The sequence below is a fragment of the Candidatus Omnitrophota bacterium genome, assembly GCA_030650275.1.
Lineage (GTDB): Bacteria > Omnitrophota > Gorgyraeia > Zapsychrales > Fredricksoniimonadaceae > JACPXN01.
The window spans coordinates 240,280-260,141 of sequence record JAUSEK010000023.1 but is presented as its reverse complement, the minus strand read 5'-3'; the positions used below and the strand labels follow the sequence as shown (position 1 = coordinate 260,141).

28 protein-coding genes and 1 tRNA gene are annotated in these 19,862 nt (G+C 56.0%); 2 read left to right on the top strand and 27 right to left on the bottom strand.

Annotated features, from left to right (window positions below; translation table 11 throughout):
* Nucleotides 1–6 precede the first annotated feature (6 nt).
* Together Q7K71_07235 and Q7K71_07230 are read left to right on the top strand one after the other, a co-directional pair.
* Nucleotides 7–816 carry an AAA family ATPase gene (locus tag Q7K71_07235; protein ID MDO8675886.1) on the top strand — a complete coding sequence of 270 codons (810 nt, stop codon included), beginning with the start codon at nt 7–9 and terminating at the stop codon, nt 814–816.
* Nucleotides 813–1,283, top strand: coding sequence for a hypothetical protein (locus Q7K71_07230; GenBank protein ID MDO8675885.1), 471 nt, complete (start codon nt 813–815; stop codon nt 1,281–1,283). The genes Q7K71_07235 and Q7K71_07230 overlap by 4 nt, the downstream gene beginning before the upstream one ends.
* Here the strand turns inward: Q7K71_07230 and aroB are convergent.
* From aroB to Q7K71_07095, 27 genes are all read right to left on the bottom strand, one after another.
* Complete coding sequence (aroB, locus tag Q7K71_07225; GenBank protein MDO8675884.1) at nt 1,280–2,371, bottom strand: 3-dehydroquinate synthase; 1,092 nt, start codon at nt 2,369–2,371, stop codon at nt 1,280–1,282. The genes Q7K71_07230 and aroB overlap by 4 nt on opposite strands.
* Nucleotides 2,368–3,000: a site-2 protease family protein gene (locus Q7K71_07220; protein ID MDO8675883.1), complete on the bottom strand. Its 633-nt coding sequence runs from the start codon at nt 2,998–3,000 to the stop codon at nt 2,368–2,370. The genes aroB and Q7K71_07220 overlap by 4 nt, the downstream gene beginning before the upstream one ends.
* A gap of 9 nt (nt 3,001–3,009) precedes the next feature.
* A complete protein-coding gene (locus Q7K71_07215) occupies nt 3,010–3,519 on the bottom strand; it encodes an SH3 domain-containing protein (GenBank protein MDO8675882.1) in 510 nt (169 codons plus the stop codon).
* Nucleotides 3,516–3,860 (bottom strand): small basic protein, encoded by a 345-nt coding sequence (locus Q7K71_07210; GenBank protein ID MDO8675881.1) that lies wholly within the window; start codon nt 3,858–3,860, stop codon nt 3,516–3,518. The genes Q7K71_07215 and Q7K71_07210 overlap by 4 nt, the downstream gene beginning before the upstream one ends.
* 1 nt (nt 3,861) lies before the next feature.
* On the bottom strand, nt 3,862–4,458 hold the full coding sequence (locus Q7K71_07205; protein MDO8675880.1) for an SPOR domain-containing protein: 597 nt from the start codon (nt 4,456–4,458) through the stop codon (nt 3,862–3,864).
* Nucleotides 4,448–5,545 (bottom strand): HD domain-containing phosphohydrolase, encoded by a 1,098-nt coding sequence (locus tag Q7K71_07200; protein ID MDO8675879.1) that lies wholly within the window; start codon nt 5,543–5,545, stop codon nt 4,448–4,450. The genes Q7K71_07205 and Q7K71_07200 overlap by 11 nt, the downstream gene beginning before the upstream one ends.
* On the bottom strand, nt 5,542–6,720 hold the full coding sequence (locus Q7K71_07195; protein MDO8675878.1) for a deoxyguanosinetriphosphate triphosphohydrolase: 1,179 nt from the start codon (nt 6,718–6,720) through the stop codon (nt 5,542–5,544). The genes Q7K71_07200 and Q7K71_07195 overlap by 4 nt, the downstream gene beginning before the upstream one ends.
* Nucleotides 6,698–7,189 (bottom strand): HIT domain-containing protein, encoded by a 492-nt coding sequence (locus Q7K71_07190; protein MDO8675877.1) that lies wholly within the window; start codon nt 7,187–7,189, stop codon nt 6,698–6,700. Before Q7K71_07190 ends, Q7K71_07195 begins: the two co-directional genes overlap by 23 nt.
* A complete protein-coding gene (locus Q7K71_07185) occupies nt 7,186–7,662 on the bottom strand; it encodes a metallophosphoesterase family protein (protein MDO8675876.1) in 477 nt (158 codons plus the stop codon). The genes Q7K71_07190 and Q7K71_07185 overlap by 4 nt, the downstream gene beginning before the upstream one ends.
* Nucleotides 7,659–9,299, bottom strand: coding sequence for a hypothetical protein (locus Q7K71_07180; GenBank protein MDO8675875.1), 1,641 nt, complete (start codon nt 9,297–9,299; stop codon nt 7,659–7,661). Before Q7K71_07180 ends, Q7K71_07185 begins: the two co-directional genes overlap by 4 nt.
* The gene (locus Q7K71_07175) at nt 9,296–9,943 is read right to left on the bottom strand and encodes a peptidoglycan DD-metalloendopeptidase family protein (GenBank protein MDO8675874.1); all 648 of its coding nucleotides are present in this window, start codon (nt 9,941–9,943) and stop codon (nt 9,296–9,298) included. Before Q7K71_07175 ends, Q7K71_07180 begins: the two co-directional genes overlap by 4 nt.
* Before the next feature lie 3 nt (nt 9,944–9,946).
* Nucleotides 9,947–10,020 (bottom strand) — tRNA-Gly (locus Q7K71_07170).
* 18 nt (nt 10,021–10,038) lie between these two features.
* A complete protein-coding gene (gene thiE / locus Q7K71_07165; GenBank protein ID MDO8675873.1) occupies nt 10,039–10,683 on the bottom strand; it encodes a thiamine phosphate synthase in 645 nt (214 codons plus the stop codon).
* Nucleotides 10,649–11,056: a thiamine-phosphate pyrophosphorylase gene (locus tag Q7K71_07160; GenBank protein MDO8675872.1), complete on the bottom strand. Its 408-nt coding sequence runs from the start codon at nt 11,054–11,056 to the stop codon at nt 10,649–10,651. The genes thiE and Q7K71_07160 overlap by 35 nt, the downstream gene beginning before the upstream one ends.
* Nucleotides 11,049–11,507: a D-glycero-beta-D-manno-heptose 1-phosphate adenylyltransferase gene (rfaE2, locus tag Q7K71_07155; protein ID MDO8675871.1), complete on the bottom strand. Its 459-nt coding sequence runs from the start codon at nt 11,505–11,507 to the stop codon at nt 11,049–11,051. The genes Q7K71_07160 and rfaE2 overlap by 8 nt, the downstream gene beginning before the upstream one ends.
* Nucleotides 11,504–12,067, bottom strand: a complete 564-nt coding sequence (locus Q7K71_07150) for an SIS domain-containing protein (GenBank protein MDO8675870.1) — start codon at nt 12,065–12,067, stop codon at nt 11,504–11,506. The genes rfaE2 and Q7K71_07150 overlap by 4 nt, the downstream gene beginning before the upstream one ends.
* Nucleotide 12,068: 1 nt before the next feature.
* On the bottom strand, nt 12,069–13,106 hold the full coding sequence (locus tag Q7K71_07145; GenBank protein ID MDO8675869.1) for an ATP-dependent 6-phosphofructokinase: 1,038 nt from the start codon (nt 13,104–13,106) through the stop codon (nt 12,069–12,071).
* A gap of 8 nt (nt 13,107–13,114) precedes the next feature.
* Nucleotides 13,115–14,458 carry an acetyl-CoA carboxylase biotin carboxylase subunit gene (accC, locus tag Q7K71_07140; protein MDO8675868.1) on the bottom strand — a complete coding sequence of 448 codons (1,344 nt, stop codon included), beginning with the start codon at nt 14,456–14,458 and terminating at the stop codon, nt 13,115–13,117.
* Between the two features lie 8 nt (nt 14,459–14,466).
* Nucleotides 14,467–14,931 carry an acetyl-CoA carboxylase biotin carboxyl carrier protein gene (gene accB / locus Q7K71_07135; protein MDO8675867.1) on the bottom strand — a complete coding sequence of 155 codons (465 nt, stop codon included), beginning with the start codon at nt 14,929–14,931 and terminating at the stop codon, nt 14,467–14,469.
* The gene (gene efp, locus Q7K71_07130; GenBank protein ID MDO8675866.1) at nt 14,928–15,494 is read right to left on the bottom strand and encodes an elongation factor P; all 567 of its coding nucleotides are present in this window, start codon (nt 15,492–15,494) and stop codon (nt 14,928–14,930) included. Before efp ends, accB begins: the two co-directional genes overlap by 4 nt.
* Nucleotides 15,495–15,549: 55 nt before the next feature.
* Entirely contained in the window at nt 15,550–16,605 is a 1,056-nt protein-coding gene (locus tag Q7K71_07125) for a Xaa-Pro peptidase family protein (GenBank protein ID MDO8675865.1), read from the bottom strand.
* Complete coding sequence (locus Q7K71_07120) at nt 16,602–16,781, bottom strand: Trm112 family protein (GenBank protein ID MDO8675864.1); 180 nt, start codon at nt 16,779–16,781, stop codon at nt 16,602–16,604. Before Q7K71_07120 ends, Q7K71_07125 begins: the two co-directional genes overlap by 4 nt.
* Nucleotides 16,781–17,158, bottom strand: coding sequence for a DUF1844 domain-containing protein (locus Q7K71_07115; GenBank protein ID MDO8675863.1), 378 nt, complete (start codon nt 17,156–17,158; stop codon nt 16,781–16,783). The genes Q7K71_07120 and Q7K71_07115 overlap by 1 nt, the downstream gene beginning before the upstream one ends.
* 35 nt (nt 17,159–17,193) lie before the next feature.
* The gene (locus Q7K71_07110) at nt 17,194–18,006 is read right to left on the bottom strand and encodes a metal ABC transporter permease (GenBank protein MDO8675862.1); all 813 of its coding nucleotides are present in this window, start codon (nt 18,004–18,006) and stop codon (nt 17,194–17,196) included.
* Nucleotides 17,990–18,706 (bottom strand): ABC transporter ATP-binding protein, encoded by a 717-nt coding sequence (locus Q7K71_07105; protein MDO8675861.1) that lies wholly within the window; start codon nt 18,704–18,706, stop codon nt 17,990–17,992. The genes Q7K71_07110 and Q7K71_07105 overlap by 17 nt, the downstream gene beginning before the upstream one ends.
* On the bottom strand, nt 18,703–19,575 hold the full coding sequence (locus Q7K71_07100; GenBank protein ID MDO8675860.1) for a zinc ABC transporter substrate-binding protein: 873 nt from the start codon (nt 19,573–19,575) through the stop codon (nt 18,703–18,705). The genes Q7K71_07105 and Q7K71_07100 overlap by 4 nt, the downstream gene beginning before the upstream one ends.
* A complete protein-coding gene (locus Q7K71_07095; GenBank protein MDO8675859.1) occupies nt 19,563–19,820 on the bottom strand; it encodes a ribbon-helix-helix domain-containing protein in 258 nt (85 codons plus the stop codon). The genes Q7K71_07100 and Q7K71_07095 overlap by 13 nt, the downstream gene beginning before the upstream one ends.
* Nucleotides 19,821–19,862 lie beyond the last annotated feature (42 nt).

Sequence of the window (19,862 nt, the reverse complement as noted above, 5' to 3'; positions counted from 1 at the left end):
CCCTTAATGTACAAACAGTTCTACTCCCTCAAAGAAAACCCCTTTAACATCACCTCCGACCCGTTTTTCTTCTTCGCCAGTTCCCGCCACCAGGAGGCCTTTGATCACCTGCAATACGGCATTGAGTCGCGCAAAGGCATCATCGTCGTCACCGGAGAGATCGGTACCGGCAAGACCACCCTGTGCCGTATCCTGCTCAACCGCCTCAACGATAAGATCAAGACCGCGCTCATCCTGAATCCCAGCTTCAGCGACCTGCAATTATTGCAGTTGATCGCCCGGGACCTTGGCATTGATTGCACCAAAGGCAATAAACTTGATTTCGTCTGGGCCATCACGCGTTTTCTCATCGACCAATCGTCCAGGGGCAATAATGTCGCGGTCATCATCGACGAATGCCAAAACCTCAACGTCCGCCAACTGGAACAGATACGCCTTTTGTCAAACCTGGAAACCGAAAAAGAAAAACTCCTGCAGATCATTCTGGTGGGACAGCCGGAACTCTTAAAAAAACTGCAGGACCAGGGCTTAAGGCAGTTGAACCAACGGGTGGCGGTGCGCTACCACATTTTACCTTTGGACAAAGACGAGATCGCCGGTTACATCAACCATCGCCTCAAAACCGCCCAGGCCGATCCAAAACTGGAATTCACCCCCGATGCTGTGGAAATGATCTACAGTTATTCCGGCGGCACGCCGCGGCTGATCAATATCCTCTGCGACCGCGCCCTTTTGGCGGGATTCGTCGGTAATACTTTCTCCATCACCACCGATGTCATCCGCCAAAGCGCCAGGGAAGTTCTTTTAACTGTATGAGCATCATCCACGAGGCCCTTAAAAAAGTACAAAACAGCCTTCAAGATAAAATCTCAGGTGGAGCCAAAAGCGGATCCAAAGACGGATGGAAGATCATTGTTCTTGTCCTGTCGGCCGTGGCTGTATTGACGACGGGATATGTGTATCGGCAAGGCGCCTCATCGCCGGCCCCGCACCCTGTTGTGCCCAAAATAGGATCTCCCCCACCGGTACAAGTCAACGCCGTGCCCGCGCCCGTGCCCGAAACTAAGACCGAAGCCAAACCAGAACCAAAGCCGGAGTATGCCGACACGCTCAATATTCACGGCATCATGTCAGACCCCAACGGCAATGTTGTCCTTATTGATAACGGGATCTACGCCGAGGGCGATGAGGTGCAGGGCGTCAAGATCATTAAGATAAGTCTTGATGGGATCGTGATCTTAAAAGACGGGAAAGAAGAAACCATCCGGGTGGGACAGCATTAAGCCATCAAGGACCGGATGGCCCGGCTGATGATGTTCCCGGGGACATTGGCGACGACGCTGACGCGGCCGATGCGTTGGGCGAGGACAAAACGGTTCTTGCCGGCGACAAATTTCTTGTCATGGCGCATATGGTCCAGGATATCAGACGATCTCACCTTTTCGATCTTTTCAGGCAAACCAATGGCGGTCAATACAGCGTTCAGGCGCGCGGCATCACGGGGGGCCAACCCGCTGACCGCGCAGGAAATTTCCGCCGCCGCCCGCATTCCCAGCGCCACACTTTCCCCGTGATGATACCGGTCAAAACGGCCGGCCGCTTCCAGGGCATGCCCGACGGTGTGGCCAAAATTCAAAATAGTCCTTAAACCCCTGGTCTCTTTCTCGTCGCGGGAGACCACATCGGCCTTGATCCGGCTGGAACGTTGGACCACATGGGTCAAAACCGCGGCATCGCCTTTGAGAAGTTTTCTGTAATTCTTTTCGATATAGGCAAAAAGCTTCGCGTCGGCGATGACGCCGTATTTGACCGCTTCCGCCAGGCCGTTTTTGATCTGACGCTTGCTCAACGTGGCCAGCACCCTGGTATCGCTCAAAACAAGCCTGGGCTGATAAAAAGCACCCACCAGGTTCTTGCCGTATTTAAGGTCAATGGCTGTTTTGCCGCCGATGGAAGAATCCACCTGGGCCAATAATGTCGTCGGGACCTGGACATAGGGCACCCCGCGTTTGTAGATGGCCGCGACCAGCCCGGCGAGATCGCCGATGACCCCCCCGCCCAATGCAATGATGAAGATCTTTTTGTCCACGTCATAAGCCGCGATCCGCTCGATGAGATGCAAAGCGCATGCCGCGCTTTTGCTCGCCTCTCCCTCGGGAACATTAAGCGCCTTGACCGTGTATCCGGATTTGCGCAAAGAGGCGGCCAAGGCCGCGCCGTGCAAACGCCCGATGAGCGCATGGGAAATGATCACGGCATCCTTCCCCAGGCCCAAACCGCTGATATGGCGCGGAAGATCTTTAAGAATGCCGTGGCCGATGATGATCCCGTAACTGTTTGTTTTTAACTTAACCGGCACTCTGGTGATCATATTCCTGCCCCCAATAAATACCCCAAATGGCTGATCAAAGGATAAAGGAATTTTAACATGCCCATCTGCAGGAGCACAACAACGATCAGCAACCCGAACGGTTCGAGTTGACCATAAAAATAGGCCGCCCGGCGGGGCAAGAGCCCGGCCACGACGCGCGAACCGTCCAAAGGCGGTATGGGGACCATGTTAAAAACAGCCAGCATCAGGTTGAAGAGGATCCCCCACCCGATGATACGCGAAAAACCCGATAAAGGCGGCCATGCGTACATTTGAATGAGCGCCCACGCCAGAAGGATATTGGTCATGGGCCCGGCCGCGGCCACCAGCATCATGTCGCGCCGGGGATTTCTTAAACGGCCCCAGTCCACCGGCACCGGCTTGGCCCAGCCGAACAGCAAAAGCGACTTGGTCAAGCCAAAAAAATGCATGAGAAAAAGCCCGCCGGGGATGATAATGCTCCCCCACAGATCTAAATGCCTGATGGGATTTAACGTCAGGCGGCCAAGATTTCTTGCCGTCGGATCGCCCAGCGCCAGGGCCGTTGCCCCATGGGCCAGCTCATGCAGGACAATGGCCGGCATGACCGCAAAAACGATCAATAAAATGACTTCGAACACTTCGGGCATAAGATGATCTTACGGCTTTGCGGCTGGCGGCGGGGCCGCGGGAATAATAAGATCCGCGTGCACCCACCCTTCGGCGGACGCCGGCGGTTCTATCTTCCACCAGCCGTTGACCTGCCCCCCGCCAAGGCGGGGCGGGACCTGCTCAACGAGTTTGACCATGTCCCCTTTGTTCATTTGCCCCAAAGACGATGACTCGCTGTTGGCCCGGGCGCGGACATTGACCTTGTCGGCGATAATCGTGCCAAGGGCGTTTCCCGTGTCCTTGACATAATCGGCACGCACATAAGCGCCGGCCGCGACCGGTAACTGGACCTTATACCATTCATAATGGCGGCCCGTGACCACAACCTGTCCGCCTTTGCTCAACTTGCCCAATGATTCAAAATTGATGTTGGCGCCGGCGCGGATATGGACCGATTCTTTGGACGCTTCGCCTAAAAAAGGAAAATGCTCATCGGCATATCCTTGGGCAAAAGCCAAACACAGGAACACCGATGAGCAAAAAAACAAACGGATCATTTTGAGGGCTTGGCCGCTTTGGCCGCACCGGCCGCTGGCTTGGCCGCCGGGGCTGCTTTTCCGCCGGAGGCGGAGGCCGCTGGCTTGGCCGCGCCGGCTGCCGCCGGGGCTGCCCCGCCATCAGCGGCGGGACCTGTTGCCCCGCCATCGGCGGGGCCTTCGGCCTTGACCTTCTTCTTGGCCTTGATGCGGACGATCCTGGTCTTGGGCAAACCCGTGACCGAGGTCTCTTCTTTCCAGAGACCTTTTTTCATGAGTTCTTTGATGCGCTCGATGCGGGTCTGGACCGTGCGCTGCTGGACGCCGGCCTTATCGATCTTTAACGACGGATGCAATGACATGTCAAAATCTCCTCACTAAACCGGGACGATAATGCGGCGGTAATTTCTTAAGCGCCGCGCCGGCGGCCTCGTTACTGGAAAATTGCCCGACGCACACCAGGATAAAATCGCCTGTTTTGATCAAAAACGCCTTGTATCCTTTTGCCTGCAGGGCCAGGGCCTCTGTCCGGGCAAACCCTTGATTTTTATAAGAAGACACCTGCACGGTGAACCGTGTGCCCGCCTTCGCCAAAGTGCTTCCGCCTTTGGCTTCGGCGGGCAGGCCTGCCTGCAGCGGGGCCGATCTGACGGCCGCGGGCCTGACCGGTGGCGCGGCCGTTACGGGAATAAAGGTCCTGGGCAGCGGTTTTTTGACCGTGATATTCCACGCGGCAGATACCCGTTCGTCCATGGCCTGGGCCACCAGGCGCTTGCCCCGCTCGATCCCCAGGCAAAACGAAAAAAGCGCCACCATTATACCCAAAATGGACAAAATGACAAGCGATTCCAGCGACAGGGTCAAGTTGGCCAAGAGGAACCTGGGCTTATTTACATCCGCGAGCGTGGAACTGTTGGGCGGAAAAAGCTCGAACTGCGGCTGCTTATAGTTAATATTCATGAACCGCATTATAGGCCTGGCGCCTGAACAAACTCAAGAATTTTCTGAAATTTTTTTGACGGGCAAGCGCCAGGAACGCCTCAACGACCACGGGATCGAACTGTGTGCCGCTGTTGCGTTCGATCTCGCCGATGGCGGCATCAACACCGACAGGCGCGCGGTAAGGCCTTTCCTGCACCATGGCCTCAAAAGCATCGGCCACGGCGATGATGCGGGCCCCCAGGGGGATCTGCTCTTTCTTTAACCCCGACGGATAACCGGTGCCGTCGTATTTCTCATGATGGTAGAGGATGACGGGAAGGACGGGCTTCAGGAACGCGACGGGTTTGATCAGCGCGACGCTGTGGGCCGTATGGCGGCGGATGATCTTGAATTCCCGGGATGTGAGCGACCCGCGTTTGGCGAGGATGGAAAAAGGGATGTCAATGACGCCGATATCGTGCAGCAGCGAGGCGTATTCCAGGGACCTCATCCCTTCCCGGCTGACCTTCAACTGGCGGCCGAGCATCTGGACGATGCGCGTGTACGCGGCGGTGTGCGTCATCCCCCATCCGCCTTTCTTTTTAAGAAAATGACCGATGGACTTGATGCTGCCGAGAATGACCTGCTCATACTCTTCATTGAACTGGAGGTTCTTGACCGCGGTCACCGCCTGCTCGGCGAACACCGACAGCATTTCCCGGTCGAACGCGTCAAAGGGCCTGTCCCCCGCCGAACGGCGCACGAAAATGGCGCCTAAATAATCGTCGGCGACCAAAGGCAGACCGATGCACGCGGCCGCAAACACGGTGTCCCCGCGGGTGACGCCGATGACCTCGCGGCTAACGGCCTTAAGGTCCCCGGGGCCCTCACGCCAGATATTGATCTGATTGTCGTAACTGGCCTCGCATAGGATGCTCTTCTTGTTCGCGTCCAGGATATAGACGCTGGCCGAAGAGGCGCGGATGAACTGGCAGAGCAAACGCGTCAGGCGCAGCGTCAATTCCTTGACGGTATAGGTGGAGTTGACCAGGCGGTACACCATGTGCACCGCCGACAGGATGAGCCGGTAACGTTTGGAGGAAGATATGTTCTGTTGTTTGCTCATACTTTCTGGTAAGGGTCAAAAAGCCGTTTGTGTTCGTCGAGCGCGAAACGGTCGGTCATGGCGGCAATGTGATTGCAGATGATCGCGTATTTTTGCGCCTTGGTGAATTGGACGTCCCTCAGATAGACCGTATAGGGCAATTGTTTGGGGTTCTTCAGGTACACTTCAAAAAGGTCGTGGATGATGCGCCGGGCCTTGGCCGTCATGCGCTCGACGCGGTAATGGTGGTAAAGCCGTTCGTTGAGAAGTCCCTGCAAATGGTCCCGCTGGCGGCGCATGGGGACGCTGAACCCGACGACGGCCTCTTTGCTTTTCTTGACGTCGGCCGACGAGGCGAATCCCATTCGCGCTTTCAGGCGCCCGTCGGTGGCCGCCAAAAGGTCCTTGACCTGCATGTCGATGAGTTCTTTGACGACCTGGTACTTGAACATCTCCCGGCGCGTGTTGACCCCGGCGTCGGCGGGGCCGATGTTCCGGACGGCTTTCTGCCACAGGGGGCTCTCCATCAGGTCCCCCTCGCTGATGCAGCCCGACGTCAGCCCGTCGTCAATGTCGTGGTTGAGATACGCCAGCGAATCGGCGATGTCCACGATCTGCGCTTCCAGCGTGGGGCCTTCCTTGAATTTCTTGAACTGCGCCCCGCCGGGCGTGTCATACAAGGTCTGATGCTTGAGGATGCCGACCAAAACCTCGCGGGTCAAATTCAGGCCGTCGAATTTGGGATATTTCTTCTCCCATTTGGTGACGATCTCAAAAGAACGGACATTGTGATTGAACCCTTTGATGCCGGCCCGGCGCACGATCATATCCAGGGCCTCTTCCCCGGCGTGGCCGAACGGCGGGTGGCCCAGGTCATGCGCCAGCGCGATGGCTTCAATGAGGTCTTCGTTGAGGCGCAAATTGCGCCCGATCGTCCTGGCCAATTGCGCGACCTCAATGGTGTGGGTCAGGCGGGTGCGGTAATAGTCGCCCTCAAAAATGACAAAGACCTGCGTTTTATACTCCAGTTTGCGGAAGGCCTCGCTGTGCACGATGCGGTCGCGGTCGCGCTGATAACACGTGCGCCCCGCGTGCGCGGGCTCGTCGTACTCGCGCCCGGCAGAGTCCCTGGCCTTCATCGCATAAGGGGCCAGGATCTTGGCTTCAAGTTCTTCAATGTCTTTTCGTGTGCGCATGGGCTAACAACTTGTAGATGACGTCCAGTGATTGGGAAAGGACCCTGGCCCCGCCTGTCACCGGCATAAAGTTATGGTCGCCTTTCCAGCGCGGCACGATGTGCACGTGCACGTGCCCGGGAATGCCGGCGCCGGCCGATCGGCCGAGATTAAGTCCGATGTTAAACCCGTCCGGTTTCAGGACGCGGGTCAAAAGCCGTTTGGTTTCCATGAGCAGGTCCATCATGTCCGCCAGTTCTTCCCTTTTCAATTTGTCAATGTCGTTGACGTGGCGATTGGACAGGACCAGGCAATGGCCGTTGCTGTACGGATAAATGTTCAGGACCGCGAACGCGTGCGGCCGGCGGATAAAAATGCAATTGCGCTTGTCTTTGCGCTCGGTGAGGATGCGGCAAAAAAGGCACCCTTTCTGTTTTTTACGGATGCGCGCGATGTATTTGGCCCGCCACGGGGCCCACAATTTATTCATATTTTAACGATATCCGCCTTCACCTTGCCGCTGCTGATCTTCAAAACCCCGTAAGAACAATAGGGGGCGCGCACGGTGTCGTTGGGGCTTCCCGGATTGAACATCAATGTCCTGCCGGCCATTTGTTTGAGCGGCTGATGCGAATGGCCGAAGATGATGACATCGCAGGCCTCGTCCTTGAATTGTGTGAGCGCATTGCTCAAAGCGTCACGGGTCGGGCCATGGCCGTGAGCGACCCCCACTTTAACACCATCAATGACCAATAACTCTCTCAAAGGCAATTTTTTTCTAAGATCCGGATCGTCCATATTGCCCTGCACGGCCTTGACGGGGGCCAGCGTCCGTAAAACATCCAGGGTCCCGGCATCACAAATGTCGCCGGCATGGATGATCAGGGCAAAATCCTTAAGGTCATTGAGCAATTTTTGAGGAAGAGGCAAAGAATGGGTGTCGGAAACTACGGCTATATTCATCGCACGATACACGGCTCGTCGTAAAGGTGCATAAGGGCATTGACCTCCGGCTCATTCCACACCCAGAATTTCTCCTGCAGGGCGCGCAGTTTGGCATTGTCGTCCAGGCCGCTCAAGGCCACGACCACACAGCGCTGGGGCCGGGGGGACATTTTTTTCATCTCTTCCATGATGCCGTTGACGTCATTCTCATGCAAAGGGTCTTTTTTGAGCACCACCAGCCACTGCCCCTCATGGGTGCCGGCCACCAGCGCGTCAAAAAAATTACCCGCACTCAAACGCAATTTCACGGGCTTGATGTCCCGAAACAGGGACAGTTTGTAGCGCCGGCCGTTGAGTTCAAAGGCCTCGTCGTCAAATTTGTGCAAAAGGTCCACCACCCGGCTGGAGAGATCTTTGCGCGCAGTCATCTGGAAATCATTGACCGCCCTGTTGATCTCTTCCTTGAATATCTTGCGCCCACGGCCCGGCTCCATGTCAATGGCCTTCAAGCGGCGATCGTAGACGTATTTGATCCAGTATTTAAAAAGTTTGTCTTTGACGTGGTAATAATTGCCGTTTTTCTCAACGATGTCGGCTTCAAGCAAGACGGCCACACGGGGTGCCAGCTGGGACGGCTTCACGGCCAGATGCCGGTTCAAGTCGCTGATCTTGTGATGCCCCTGGGCAACGGCGATCAGCACCGACGACAAATTTCCCCCGCTCTTGGCCCCACGGTAAAGTCCCTGCACCTGCAGTTCAAAATGCCGGCTCAAGACCCCCCACGGATTGAAAACCAGGTTCTCCACCGCCTGCAGCAGCAGGGGCGCGTAGATCTCCTGCTGACGGTAAATGCCGCTTAAGGCGATCAGCTCCTGGCAAAGGATGTTGATGTACAGCGGGCGCCCGCCGGTGAAATCGGCCAGGAAATTCTTCAGATACAGTCCCATCTTCACGCCGGACAAATGCCGGTCGATCAGCCCCAGGCTGGAGCCGAGATCAAAGGGACTGACGGGGATGGTCTCAAAATTGCCGAACAGCAAGGACAATTTTTCGGACAGGATGGTGCGCGCTTTCTCGGCGTAAGAACTGGCCACGATGTACAGGCAATTTTTCTGCGTCATGATCCGCTTGCCCAGTTCCTGGAACACGCCGGGCACCGGGAAATCCGCCATGTCCTGGAACTCATCAAAGATGAGGACCAGCGACTTGCCGGACTCCGCGCAAAAGGTCTCCGGCAAAGATAAAAGCCGCGCGTAGCCTTCAGGGTATTTGCCCTCTTTGACCAGCGCGTTGATGGCTTCCACCAAAACCGTGGTCCCCTTAAGGGTGTCCCGGCAGGCGGCGCACAAAAGCTTCAGGTCCTCGTGCGCCGGCTGGTTCTGGCTCTTGAGGAATTGGTACAGAATGGTTTTGACGAACTGGGTGGTGAAATACGTGAAGTCGCGGCCCTCGAGGTCCAGATAAACAACGATCACCGAAGGATCGTCATGGTCGGCCATGAACCTCTGGAGGATGGATGTTTTTCCGACGGTGCGGCTGCCCAAAAGGGCGACATTCTGGCGGTAGCCCTCCTTGAGGCCCAGGACGCGTTTATGCAAAACGTCGAGGATGTCACGGCGGGCGAAAAAATGACGGTCTGTATCAATAAAGTTCATGGCAAATAATAGAGCGGATTGACGGCGTCCCCGCCTTTGCGTATCTCAAAATGGCAAAAACTCCTGCGGCCCAGCCGCCCGGTTTCGGCAATGGCCTCGGCCTTGTACACGTGGTCGCCCAACCGGACCAAAAATTTACGGTTCCGGGCATACACCGAAATGAACCCGTCACCGTGGTCGACCATGATGGTCTGGCCGTACCCGGTCAGGTGGCCTAGCATCACGACCCTCCCCTCGCGGGAGGCCTTGACCGGGTCGCCTTCATTGGCTTCAATGTCCAGTCCGCGGCTGATGCTCTGCGCGCCGCGATCAAAATAACGGATGATCCTGCCTTTTAAAGGCCAGGCGAATTCTTCCTTATTCTCGTCCGGCGTGCGCTCCGGGATGTCCCTGGCCCCCTTAGCCCCCGGGATAAAGATCAACTGGTCCACCTCGATGGCGGCCGCGTTGGGGATATTGTTGCCGTGGATGATGTCTTCCACCGTAACGCCATAGGCCCTGGCGATGCGCCATAACGTCTGGCCTTTGACGACCTTGTGATAGGCCCCCTGTTTTTTGACGGATGCCGTGCCCGCCCCGGGAAAACCGGGATATTCGGTGGTCGCGCAGCCGGAAATAAAGAAAGCTGAAAGGAGAAAGATCAAAAATGGAGCGGGGGAAGGGAATCGAACCCTCGCAATCAGCTTGGGAAGCTGATATACTACCACTGTATGACCCCCGCGTCGCTCACCTAGCAAATTTATCTCCAAGGTTCGCTCAAATATTGCTTTAATTCTTTGACTGCACGGCCTGGATCTTTGGCCAATAAAATATCTCTGCAAACAGCTGCTCGCCTGATCCCTATCGCGGTCAAGACGTTGATATTGCTTCGGCTGATGCCGCCGATGGGAAACACCGGGATACGCATTTCGGCAACAACACGACGCAAAACCTTCAGGTCCATTGGCCGGCGGTCCGGTTTTGTTTTGGTCTTGAACACCGAACCGAACCCGATATAATCCGCGCCCTCGTTTTGGGCTTTGCGGGCATGTTCAAAGGTCTGGCACGAGACCCCGATCAGGGCTTGCGGCCCCATCATCCGCCTGGCCTGGCGGCAGGAAATATCGTCCTGCCCCAGGTGAACACCGTCTGCCCCGCTTAAAACAGCCATGTCCACACGATCGTTAACAATGAACAAAACACGGCCGGCCGTGATCTTCAACGCCTTCCGGCAAAAGGACAAAATATCTTTAGCGCTGCCGTTTTTGTCCCGTAATTGTACTATACCCGCCCCGCAACGAACAGCGGTTTTTAAAACAGACAGCAGACGGTCATGCCCGATGACCTGCGCGTCCAGGATCAAATATAATCTAGCGCCGGCCAACCGCTTTTTGTTCAAGGGCATACACTTTGTACCGCAATTGCTTAGTGTTTTGCGCGGCTTTCGCGTCTAATAATTTGACAACTTCCTCGACGACGCGCAGGGATTCCTTGACCCGCTGGGAATTGGCCCAGAACACCGCGGCCAGATCAGCGCGCCTGCCCTCGCTGACGGTGCTGGGCCGGCCCACATCAGCGGCAATGTCCCGCTCTTTGAGCGCCTTTCCCAAGACCAGGGACTCCAAAACCGCGGTCAATTGATGACGCGCGTCCTTATAAGCGCGTGTTAAGGGCTTATCATCCCATCCGTAACGGCAAATGTCTTCGCAAACCCTCAAACCCTCTTTGGCCCGGTTGAAATTGGCATCCAGAATGCGGTACAGGCCTGCATTACCCATACTTTTTGATCTTCTTGATGATCTGCGTCGTGGAAAACCCTTTGACATAGGCAATGAGCTCCACCTTCCTGACAATATCCGCGCCGACGACCTTTTTGCCTTTCCAGTCCGCGCCTTTAACAAGGACGTCGGGCCCAACGGCCTTGATGATCTTTTCCGGAGTATCTTCATTAAAGATCACGACGAAATCAACGCTTTCCAAAGCCGCCAGAACAGCGGCGCGGGATTTTTCTCCGATGATGGGACGGGACGGGCCTTTGATGCGGCGGATGCTTTGATCACTGTTTAAACCCACCACCAAAACGCGATCCCCTTTTTTGGCTTTCTGCAAATACGTCACATGGCCCAAATGCATCAGGTCAAAACAGCCGTTGGTAAAAGCAATGGTCCGGCCCGCTTCGCGCAAAGCGGATAATTTCTTCTTAAGTGCCGCAATGCCAATGATCTTCATAGCGCGTTCTCAACAATTTCGCAGATCGCGTGAAAAATGCACAGATGAGTTTCCTGAATGCGCGCGGTTTTAGACGAGGCCGCGACAATGGTCATATCGCACGCGGACGCCAAAGCGCCGCCCGTCCCGCCGGTGACGCCGATGGTGGTCATGCCCATGGCCCTGGCCTGTTTGACCCCGGCCAAAACATTTTTGGAATTACCGCTCGTGGAAATGGCGAAGGCCACGTCGCCTTTTTGTCCCAACCCTTCCAGTTGGCGGGCAAAAACGATGTCAAAATTGTAATCATTGCCCAAAGCGGTCAAAATGGACGTGTCCGTGGTCAGCGCGATGGCCGGCCAGGACTTGCGTTCTTTCTGGAAACGGCCGATGAATTCCGCCGCGATGTGCTGGCTGTCGGCCGCGGAACCGCCGTTGCCGAAAAAGAAAACCTTATGCCCGCCTTTGAACGCCGTCAGCACGCTTTGGGCGGCCCGGACGATCTGGGAACAATTTTTCGCCAGGGTGGCCTGCTTGACAACGATCGATTCCGCAAAAATATCCCGGACTGTTTTTTCCATATTATGGTCCCGCGTAAAAAATGTTAGCAATGTCCACCAGGTCCATGTTCACCTGTTTGCGTTCGCGCACGGCTTCTTCAATGTCCACGAAACGGATCTTGTTGTCGCGCAAACTGGCCATTTTCCCAAATTTCTGTTCCTTGACCAGTTCAACGGCCTTGACCCCCAGGCGCGTGCCCAAAACACGGTCAAACGAGGTCGGCGTGCCGCCGCGCTGGATATACCCCAAAACGCTGACACGGGTCTCATAACCGGTATTGTCCTCGATGATCTTGGCCAGATATTCCCCGACGCTGCCGAAACGGCGTTTCTCAACCACCGGGACACTGGGGTCCGTGGATTGAGGGAGATACCCTTCGATCTTCGTGCCTTCGGAGATCACGAGGATGGAAAACGGTTTGCCGCGTTTGTGCCGCTCGCGCAAATGCTCATACACCTCATCCAGCTTGACCGGTATTTCCGGGATGAGGACAATGTCCGCCCCGCCGGCAATACCGGCTTGTACCGCGATCCAGCCGGTGTAAAGTCCCATGACCTCAACGACCATGATGCGGTGATGCGATTCCGCGGTCGTGTGCAAGCGGTCAATGCACTGGGTGGCGATATTGACCGCCGTGTCAAACCCGAACGCGTAATCAGTGCCGGAAAGGGCATTGTCAATGGACTTAGGGACCCCCACGACACGGATGATGCCGCGTTTATACAAGGCCAGGGCTGTTTTCAGGGTCTCTTCCCCGCCGACGGCAATGAGCGCATCCATGCCGCTCCTCTGGTAATTCTCTTTTATTTTCTTGACCTGCTCTTCATCAGCCAAAGGATTGATACGGCTGGTGCCTAAAATGGTGCCCCCGCGGTCCAAAATACCGGTGGTGGACTTGACGTCCAGAACGCGCATGTCATTTTCAATAAGGCCCAGCCACCCGTTCTTGATGCCGGTGACGACATAGCCCTCCTGCATGCCTTTGCGCACAACCGCGCGGATCACCGAATTCAACCCCGGACAATCCGCCCCGCCTGTCAATATGCCGATCTTTTTCATCTTTCCTTTCAGTGGTTCAACATTTTTTCCAAAAAATGCGTCGTGGTCTTACCCTGCAAGAAAGCCGGGTGCTGCAAGATCTCCATGTGCAGCGGCACCGTGGTCTTGATCGGCGCTATGTAAAATTCATCCAGCGCCCGGCGCATGATGCGCACCGCTTCGTCGCGGTCACGGCCGTGGACGATCACCTTGGCCACCAGGGAATCATAATAAGGGCTGATGGTGTACCCGGGATAAATATGGGTGTCAATGCGCACGCCGGGGCCGCCGGGAAGGTTGAGCTCGGCGATCTTTCCCGGCGAAGGGATAAAATTATTGTACGGGTCCTCGGCGTTGATGCGGCATTCGATGGACGCCCCCTTGAACCTGACATCCTCCTGCTTGATCTTGAGTTTCAACCCCGCCGCGGCCTTGATCTGTTCCTTGACCAGGTCGATGCCGGTGACCATTTCGGTGACCGGGTGCTCGACCTGCAGGCGGGTGTTCATTTCCATGAAATAAAAATCACTGCGCCCGTCGAGCAAGAACTCGATGGTCCCCACGCCCTGATAATTGACGGCCCTGGCCGCCTTGACGGCCGCGTCGCCCATTTTCTTGCGCAAATTCGTTTCAAGCCCGGGCGAGGGGGATTCCTCTAACAGCTTCTGGTGGCGGCGCTGGACACTGCAATCGCGCTCGCCCAAATGGATGACATTGCCGTGATGGTCCGCCAGGATCTGAAATTCAACGTGGCGCGGGCTTTCGACGTATTTTTCGATATAAACGTCGCCCCGGCCGAAATTGGCTTCCGCCTCGGTCTGGGCCATCTTGAAAGAATTGATGAGCGTCACGTCATTGTGGCAGACGCGCATGCCTTTGCCGCCCCCGCCGGCCGCGGCCTTGATGATCACGGGATATTTGACCTTTTGCGCGACGGCAACCGCGTCTTCCGGACGCTTGATCACCCCGTTGCTGCCCGGGGTCAAAGGAACGCCTATTTTCCTGACGGTTTCCTTGGCAATGATCTTGTCGCCCATCTTGCGGATGGCCTCGGGGGTGGGGCCGATGAATTTGATGTGGCAGGACTCGCAGATCTCGGCGAAATGCGCGTTCTCCGACAAAAACCCGTACCCGGGATGGATGGCCTCGACGTCGGTGATCTCCGCGGCGGAAACAATGGCCGGGATGTTCAGATAACTGTCCTTGCTGGCGGCCTTGCCGATGCACACGGCCTCGTCAGCGAAACGCACGTGCAAAGAATGCTGGTCCGCCTGGGAATAGACAGCGACGGTGCGTATGCCCATTTCCTTGCAGGCGCGGATGATGCGCAGGGCGATCTCACCACGGTTAGCGATCAGGATCTTAGAGAACATGGTATCAACTATATCGGGTCGACCACAAACAGGGTCTGCCCGAACTCGACCGGCTCGGCGTTCTCGACGGCGACCTGGACGACCTTGCCGCGCACTTCCGACTTGATCTCGTTCATGAGTTTCATGGCTTCCACGACGCAGACGACCTGGCCGACTTCAACGGTCTGGCCCACTTCGACGAACGGCGCGGCTTCCGGCGAAGGCGCGCGGTAGAACGTCCCGACCATGGGCGACTTGATGTCCTTGGCGCCTTTTTTAGCGGCATCATCGGCGGCCGGCGCCGCGGTTGAGGGAACAGAGGTCTTGGGGGAAGGAATGGATTCAACGGCATAATGGGGCGAGGCAGACGCGCCAATCTGGCCGTCGGCGGCTTTCTTGAGCTTCAGCTTCAGGCCCTCACGCTCGATCTCGATCTCATTGAGATTATGTTCGTTCATGAGCGCGATGATCTCTTTGATGTCTTTTAAATTCATTTCTTGACCCTTTCAACGTAGATGCCGGTGCGGGTGTCCACCTTGATGGTCTCCCCTGTTTGAATGAAAAGCGGCACCTGGACCGAGGCGCCGGTGTCGATCTTGGCCGGCTTATATCCGGCCCTGGAAGAATCGCCTTTCAAGCCGGGATCGGCCTCGATGACCGTGGCGATGATGAACGTGGGGATCTCCACCTTGACCACCTGTTCCTTATGCAAAAGGACTTCCACCACGGCATCATCCTGGAGGTATTTGACTGCGTCACCCAAAAGTCCTTTGGAGATGATCGTGTCTTCGTAGGTGCTCTGGTCCATGAAATGATATTCATCGCCGGAAACGTAGGTGAACTGCATGCGCCGGCGCTCCAGAGGCGCATTGTCCAGGCTCTCCGAAGTGCGGAAGGTGCGCTCCAGGACAGCGTCGGTCCTGATGTTCTTTAAACGGATGCGGACAAAAGCGCTGCCTTTGCCGGGTTTCACATGATTAAAATCGGTGATAAAATACAACTGGCCGTCCACCATCAGGCCCATGCCGCTTTCTATTTCATTGATCGTAATGGCCACTCAGTGCTCCGTTCAATTAATTCGTGTTAATTTGAGTACACCGGTGCCATTAAAACTAATTTAACGGTGTACTCAATACCTCGCATCCTTGGGATGTCACCAAAACCATGTCCTCGACCCTGATCCCGAACTGGTTGGGGATGTAAACCGCCGGCTCCACGGTCACGACCATCCCCGGTTCTAAAACACCCGTGCTTTTGCACGACAGCCGCGGGTTCTCATGAATATCCAAACCAACGCCATGGCCAAGGGAATGGCCGAAATATTTTGCTAACCCGAATTTTTTCAATGTGTTACGTGCCTTCGCATCCACCTGGGCCGCCGAGACGCCGGGTTTGATCATGGCGATGGCTGTGCTTTGCGCAAGTTTCACGGCGTCAAAGGCCTGGCGAACAGAGGGTAGAATTCTACCCAAAAAGAAATTTCGTGTCAAGTCAGACTTATAACCCCCGATCTCAATGCCTATATCGATCAGGACCGGCTCATTGTTGCGGATCACACGGTCCGTGACACAGGCATGAGGATAACAGGAATTGGGGCCGGAAGCAATAATGGGATCAAAAGCAAACCCTGCTTTATGGGACTTGACGAAACGCTCCAACCGGGCCAGGACATGGCGCTCCGTGACCCCGGGCTTCACCACTTTCTTTAAAAGATCCAGGGCCTTGAAATGCAGTTTCAAACAGGCACGGATCCGGGCGATCTCCCCTTCTTCCTTGATCTCCCTTAATGATTCCACCAGGCCGCCGGCCGGCACCAATTTGGTGCGCCGCGGACAGAATTGTTTTAATTTCTTGAATTGGGCCACGCTCGTGTGGCGCTCATCAAAACCAAGCCGTTTGACCTTCAGGCCCCTGACCAGATCGAACAGGACAAGGCACGGGGTCTTGGTATATTGCTTGACGATGACCCCTTTAAGGCCCTGCCTGGCCTGCAGGAGATAACGAAAGTCTGTAATATAGACGGCTTTTTGGGGCGTGACCAAAAGCCAGGATTCGCCGGCTGGAAAATCTGTCAGATAACGGATATTGGCGTCGTTGACGACCAGAAGCCCGTCGATGTTCTTATGATGGGGAAATTCAGCGATCAGCTTTTTTAAACGCGGGGTCATTTCTCGGCCTCGTCGGCCAAAAGGACAGGGACCCCGTCCTTGATGGGGTACCGGCGCCCACAGCGGGTACAGACGATCTTATTGTCCTTAAGGACAACGTCCCCCTGACAGGCGGGACAGGCCAAAATGGCCAGCAGAGCGTCGTCGACCCTTCGACTTGGCTCAGGGCAAGTCATTACGCCTTCTCCTTTTGCGCGATCTCCACAAAACGCTTTTGCAATTCGTAAATGGAACCGTTGAGCAATTCACCCTCTTCCTTGGTGAGATTGCCGATGGTCTTCTCGCGGATCAAAACCAGCGTGTCAATGAGGAATTTCGCCTGTTTGAGGTTCTTTTCCGTCTGGTTGGTGACGGGGTTGGGCATTTCGCCCAAGAAGATCATGGCCTGAAAGCCCAGCGAGGCCGCGTAATTGAAAAAATCCAGTTGGGGCTGGGCCGCTTCTTCTTCAGAGGGTTTGAGCTCCTGGGCGGATGGCAGGGGCTGGCCGTCCGGGCCTATCAGCCCGCCCGGTTCCTTGTCCATGGGTTCTCCCCAGCGATTGTGCAGGTCCATAAGGACACTACAATAACACCGAGGTCAGGGGGTTGTCAACGTTTGGATAGCAGGCGGATGGCCCAGGCAAGCCCAAAACAACACGCGGCGGCCAGCACAATGGCCGCGCCCGAGGCGATCCCGAAATAATACGACGCGTACACGCCCGCCAGCGCGGCTATGACGGCAAAGGCGCAGGCTATCAACATCATCACGCCCAAACGGTCCGTTAACAATCGCGCCGCCGCGACCGGGATGACCAGCAAAGCATTGGTCAGGACCGTGCCCACCGCCTGAATACCGACTACGACTGTCAGGGCCAAAAACACAAGCAGGCCGTAACGCAAAAGGTCAAACGGCACCCCGATGGCTTTGGCGTAATTGGGGTCAACGCACAACAGTTTCATTTCCTTGTGGAAAAGGACCAGGGCCAGCGCGCTTGCACCGGCAATGACAATAATAAGATCCAGGTCCGCAGGCGTGACCCCTAAAATATTGCCGAAGAGCATGGCGGACAGGTCGCGATAGGATTTTGTCGCACTGATGAGCAAAATGCCGACGGCGAACATGACCATGGGGATCATACCCACCGATGTGTCTTCATAGACATCTTCATCCTTGGCCAAAAGACCTATCCCCAACGCCGTCAGCACGGTGGCCATCAGCGCTCCAAAGAAAATACTGACACCCAGCAAATAGGCCACAACCATGCCCGGCAAAGCGCTGTGGGTCAAGGCGTGGCCGACCAGCGACATGCGCCGCAGCACGACGAAGGTGCCCAAGGCGGCGCACAGGACGCCAACGATGACCGCGGCGAGGACCGCGCGCTGGATGAATACATATTGGAATGGATCAGTGAGGTAATGCATCAACCTGCTCTCCATCTTTCAGATAAATGGCCCCGTCAAAACGGCCTTCCTGCTGGTCATAATAATGAGTGGCGACGATGACGGTTTTCCCTTTGGCTTTGATGCCTTCCAGGACCCGCGCGATGGTGTGCCTCGTTTCCGCGTCCACGGCATTGAGCGGCTCGTCAAGCAATAAAAGGTCCGCGTTTTGCGCCAGGGCCCGGGCGATCAGGACCCTTTGCTGCTGGCCGCCGGAAAGTTTGCTGATCTGCCTTTCGCCTAAGTCCGCCGCTCCCAACTGTTCCAGAGCGTCGGCGGCCATGCGCAGGTCCTTTTTTCCCGGACGCGCGAACCAGCCCAGATACACGTAACGGCCGGTGACGACTAAGTCACGCACGCTCATCGGGAACTGCCAGTCGATCTCACTGCGCTGGGGCAAATAGACGACGCGGTGATGGCACGCGCCCAGACGATGGCCGAAGACACGCACCGTTCCCGAACGCACGGGCAAAAGCCCGCTGATGGCTTTGAACAGCGTGGACTTGCCGGCACCATTGGGCCCCACCAGGGCCATGGATACCCCGACGGGAACGCGCAGGGTCACATTTTTAAGCGCCGGTTTTTCCCCGCCGGAATAAACAACGTCCAGCCCTTTGACCGCCAAAGCAGGGGCGTGCGGGTCCGGGGAACTGTGCCTGTGCCGGCAATAAGAAAGCATCATTTTAATGACTCCGCGAAGATCCCGGCATTAGACCGCATCATTTTAACGTACGTGTCCCCTGCGCTGCCCGCGGGACCCAAGGCATCGGTGTATAACCTGGGTGCTAATTTCACTCCGGCTTCCGCAGCCACGGATTCCAGCAATTTAGGATTATGCGTGTTCTCGGCGAAAACCACCCTGATCCCCGCAGCCTTGATCTTTTCGATCAGTTGGGCGATCTCGGCGGCTGAAGGGTCTGCTGCCTCGGTGCTGGCGGATCCAACGGCTGTCCCGATGACCGCAAACCCGTAACGTTTGGCAAAATAACCGAAGGTATCATGGGACGTGACCAATTTCCTGCGTTCATCCGGAACGTCTTTTAAGGTCTCGATGATCCAATGGTCCATCTTTGCCAATTCGGCCAAATATTTTTCCGCATTTTCCCTATAATAGGCGGCATTCACCTGATCGGCCGCGATCAGCCCATCCCGTATCCTCTCTGTCATGAGCATGGCATTGCTCACATCATGCCAGACGTGCGGGTCCTCATCATTTCCCAAAGCGATCGGTTCAATCCCATCGGTGACAATGATCCGGGAGGCGCGTGAACCGCTGGACGCGTAAAGATCATCCAGCCAGTGTTCAAAATGCAGGCCATTTTCAAAGATCACCCGCGCCCGGACCAGGGCAATGGCTTCCTGGGGGGTCGGCTCAAACGTGTGAACATCCCCGTCGGAGCCGACTAAAACCGTCACATCCACCTTGTCCTTGCCGACGTTTTTGACCATGTCCCCCAAAATACTGAACGTGGCCACGGCTTTCAACGGGGTCCCGGCATAGGCGGGGCAAGCCAATAAACAACATAAACCGATGGTCCTTAATGCGTGCACACCAAAACCTCCTCATGACATTCCCTGCATTCTTTCGCCGAATGATGCCCCGCCAGATCTTTCCAATGCTTCTTGCGGTGTGTGGTCAAAACGCCGGTGCCGCGGCAGAACGGGCACGCATTGTCCAGCGCTTCCAGCACCGCGGTGCGGATGAACTCCGAACGGTTGCGGATGCCTTTCAATAATTTCATCAGGTCACGGTCCGCCTTAAAAGTGATGACCTCCACATCCCTGGTCTGCGCCATAAAGTCCTCCTTCCGCGTAGGTAATACAAAGTATTACCGAAT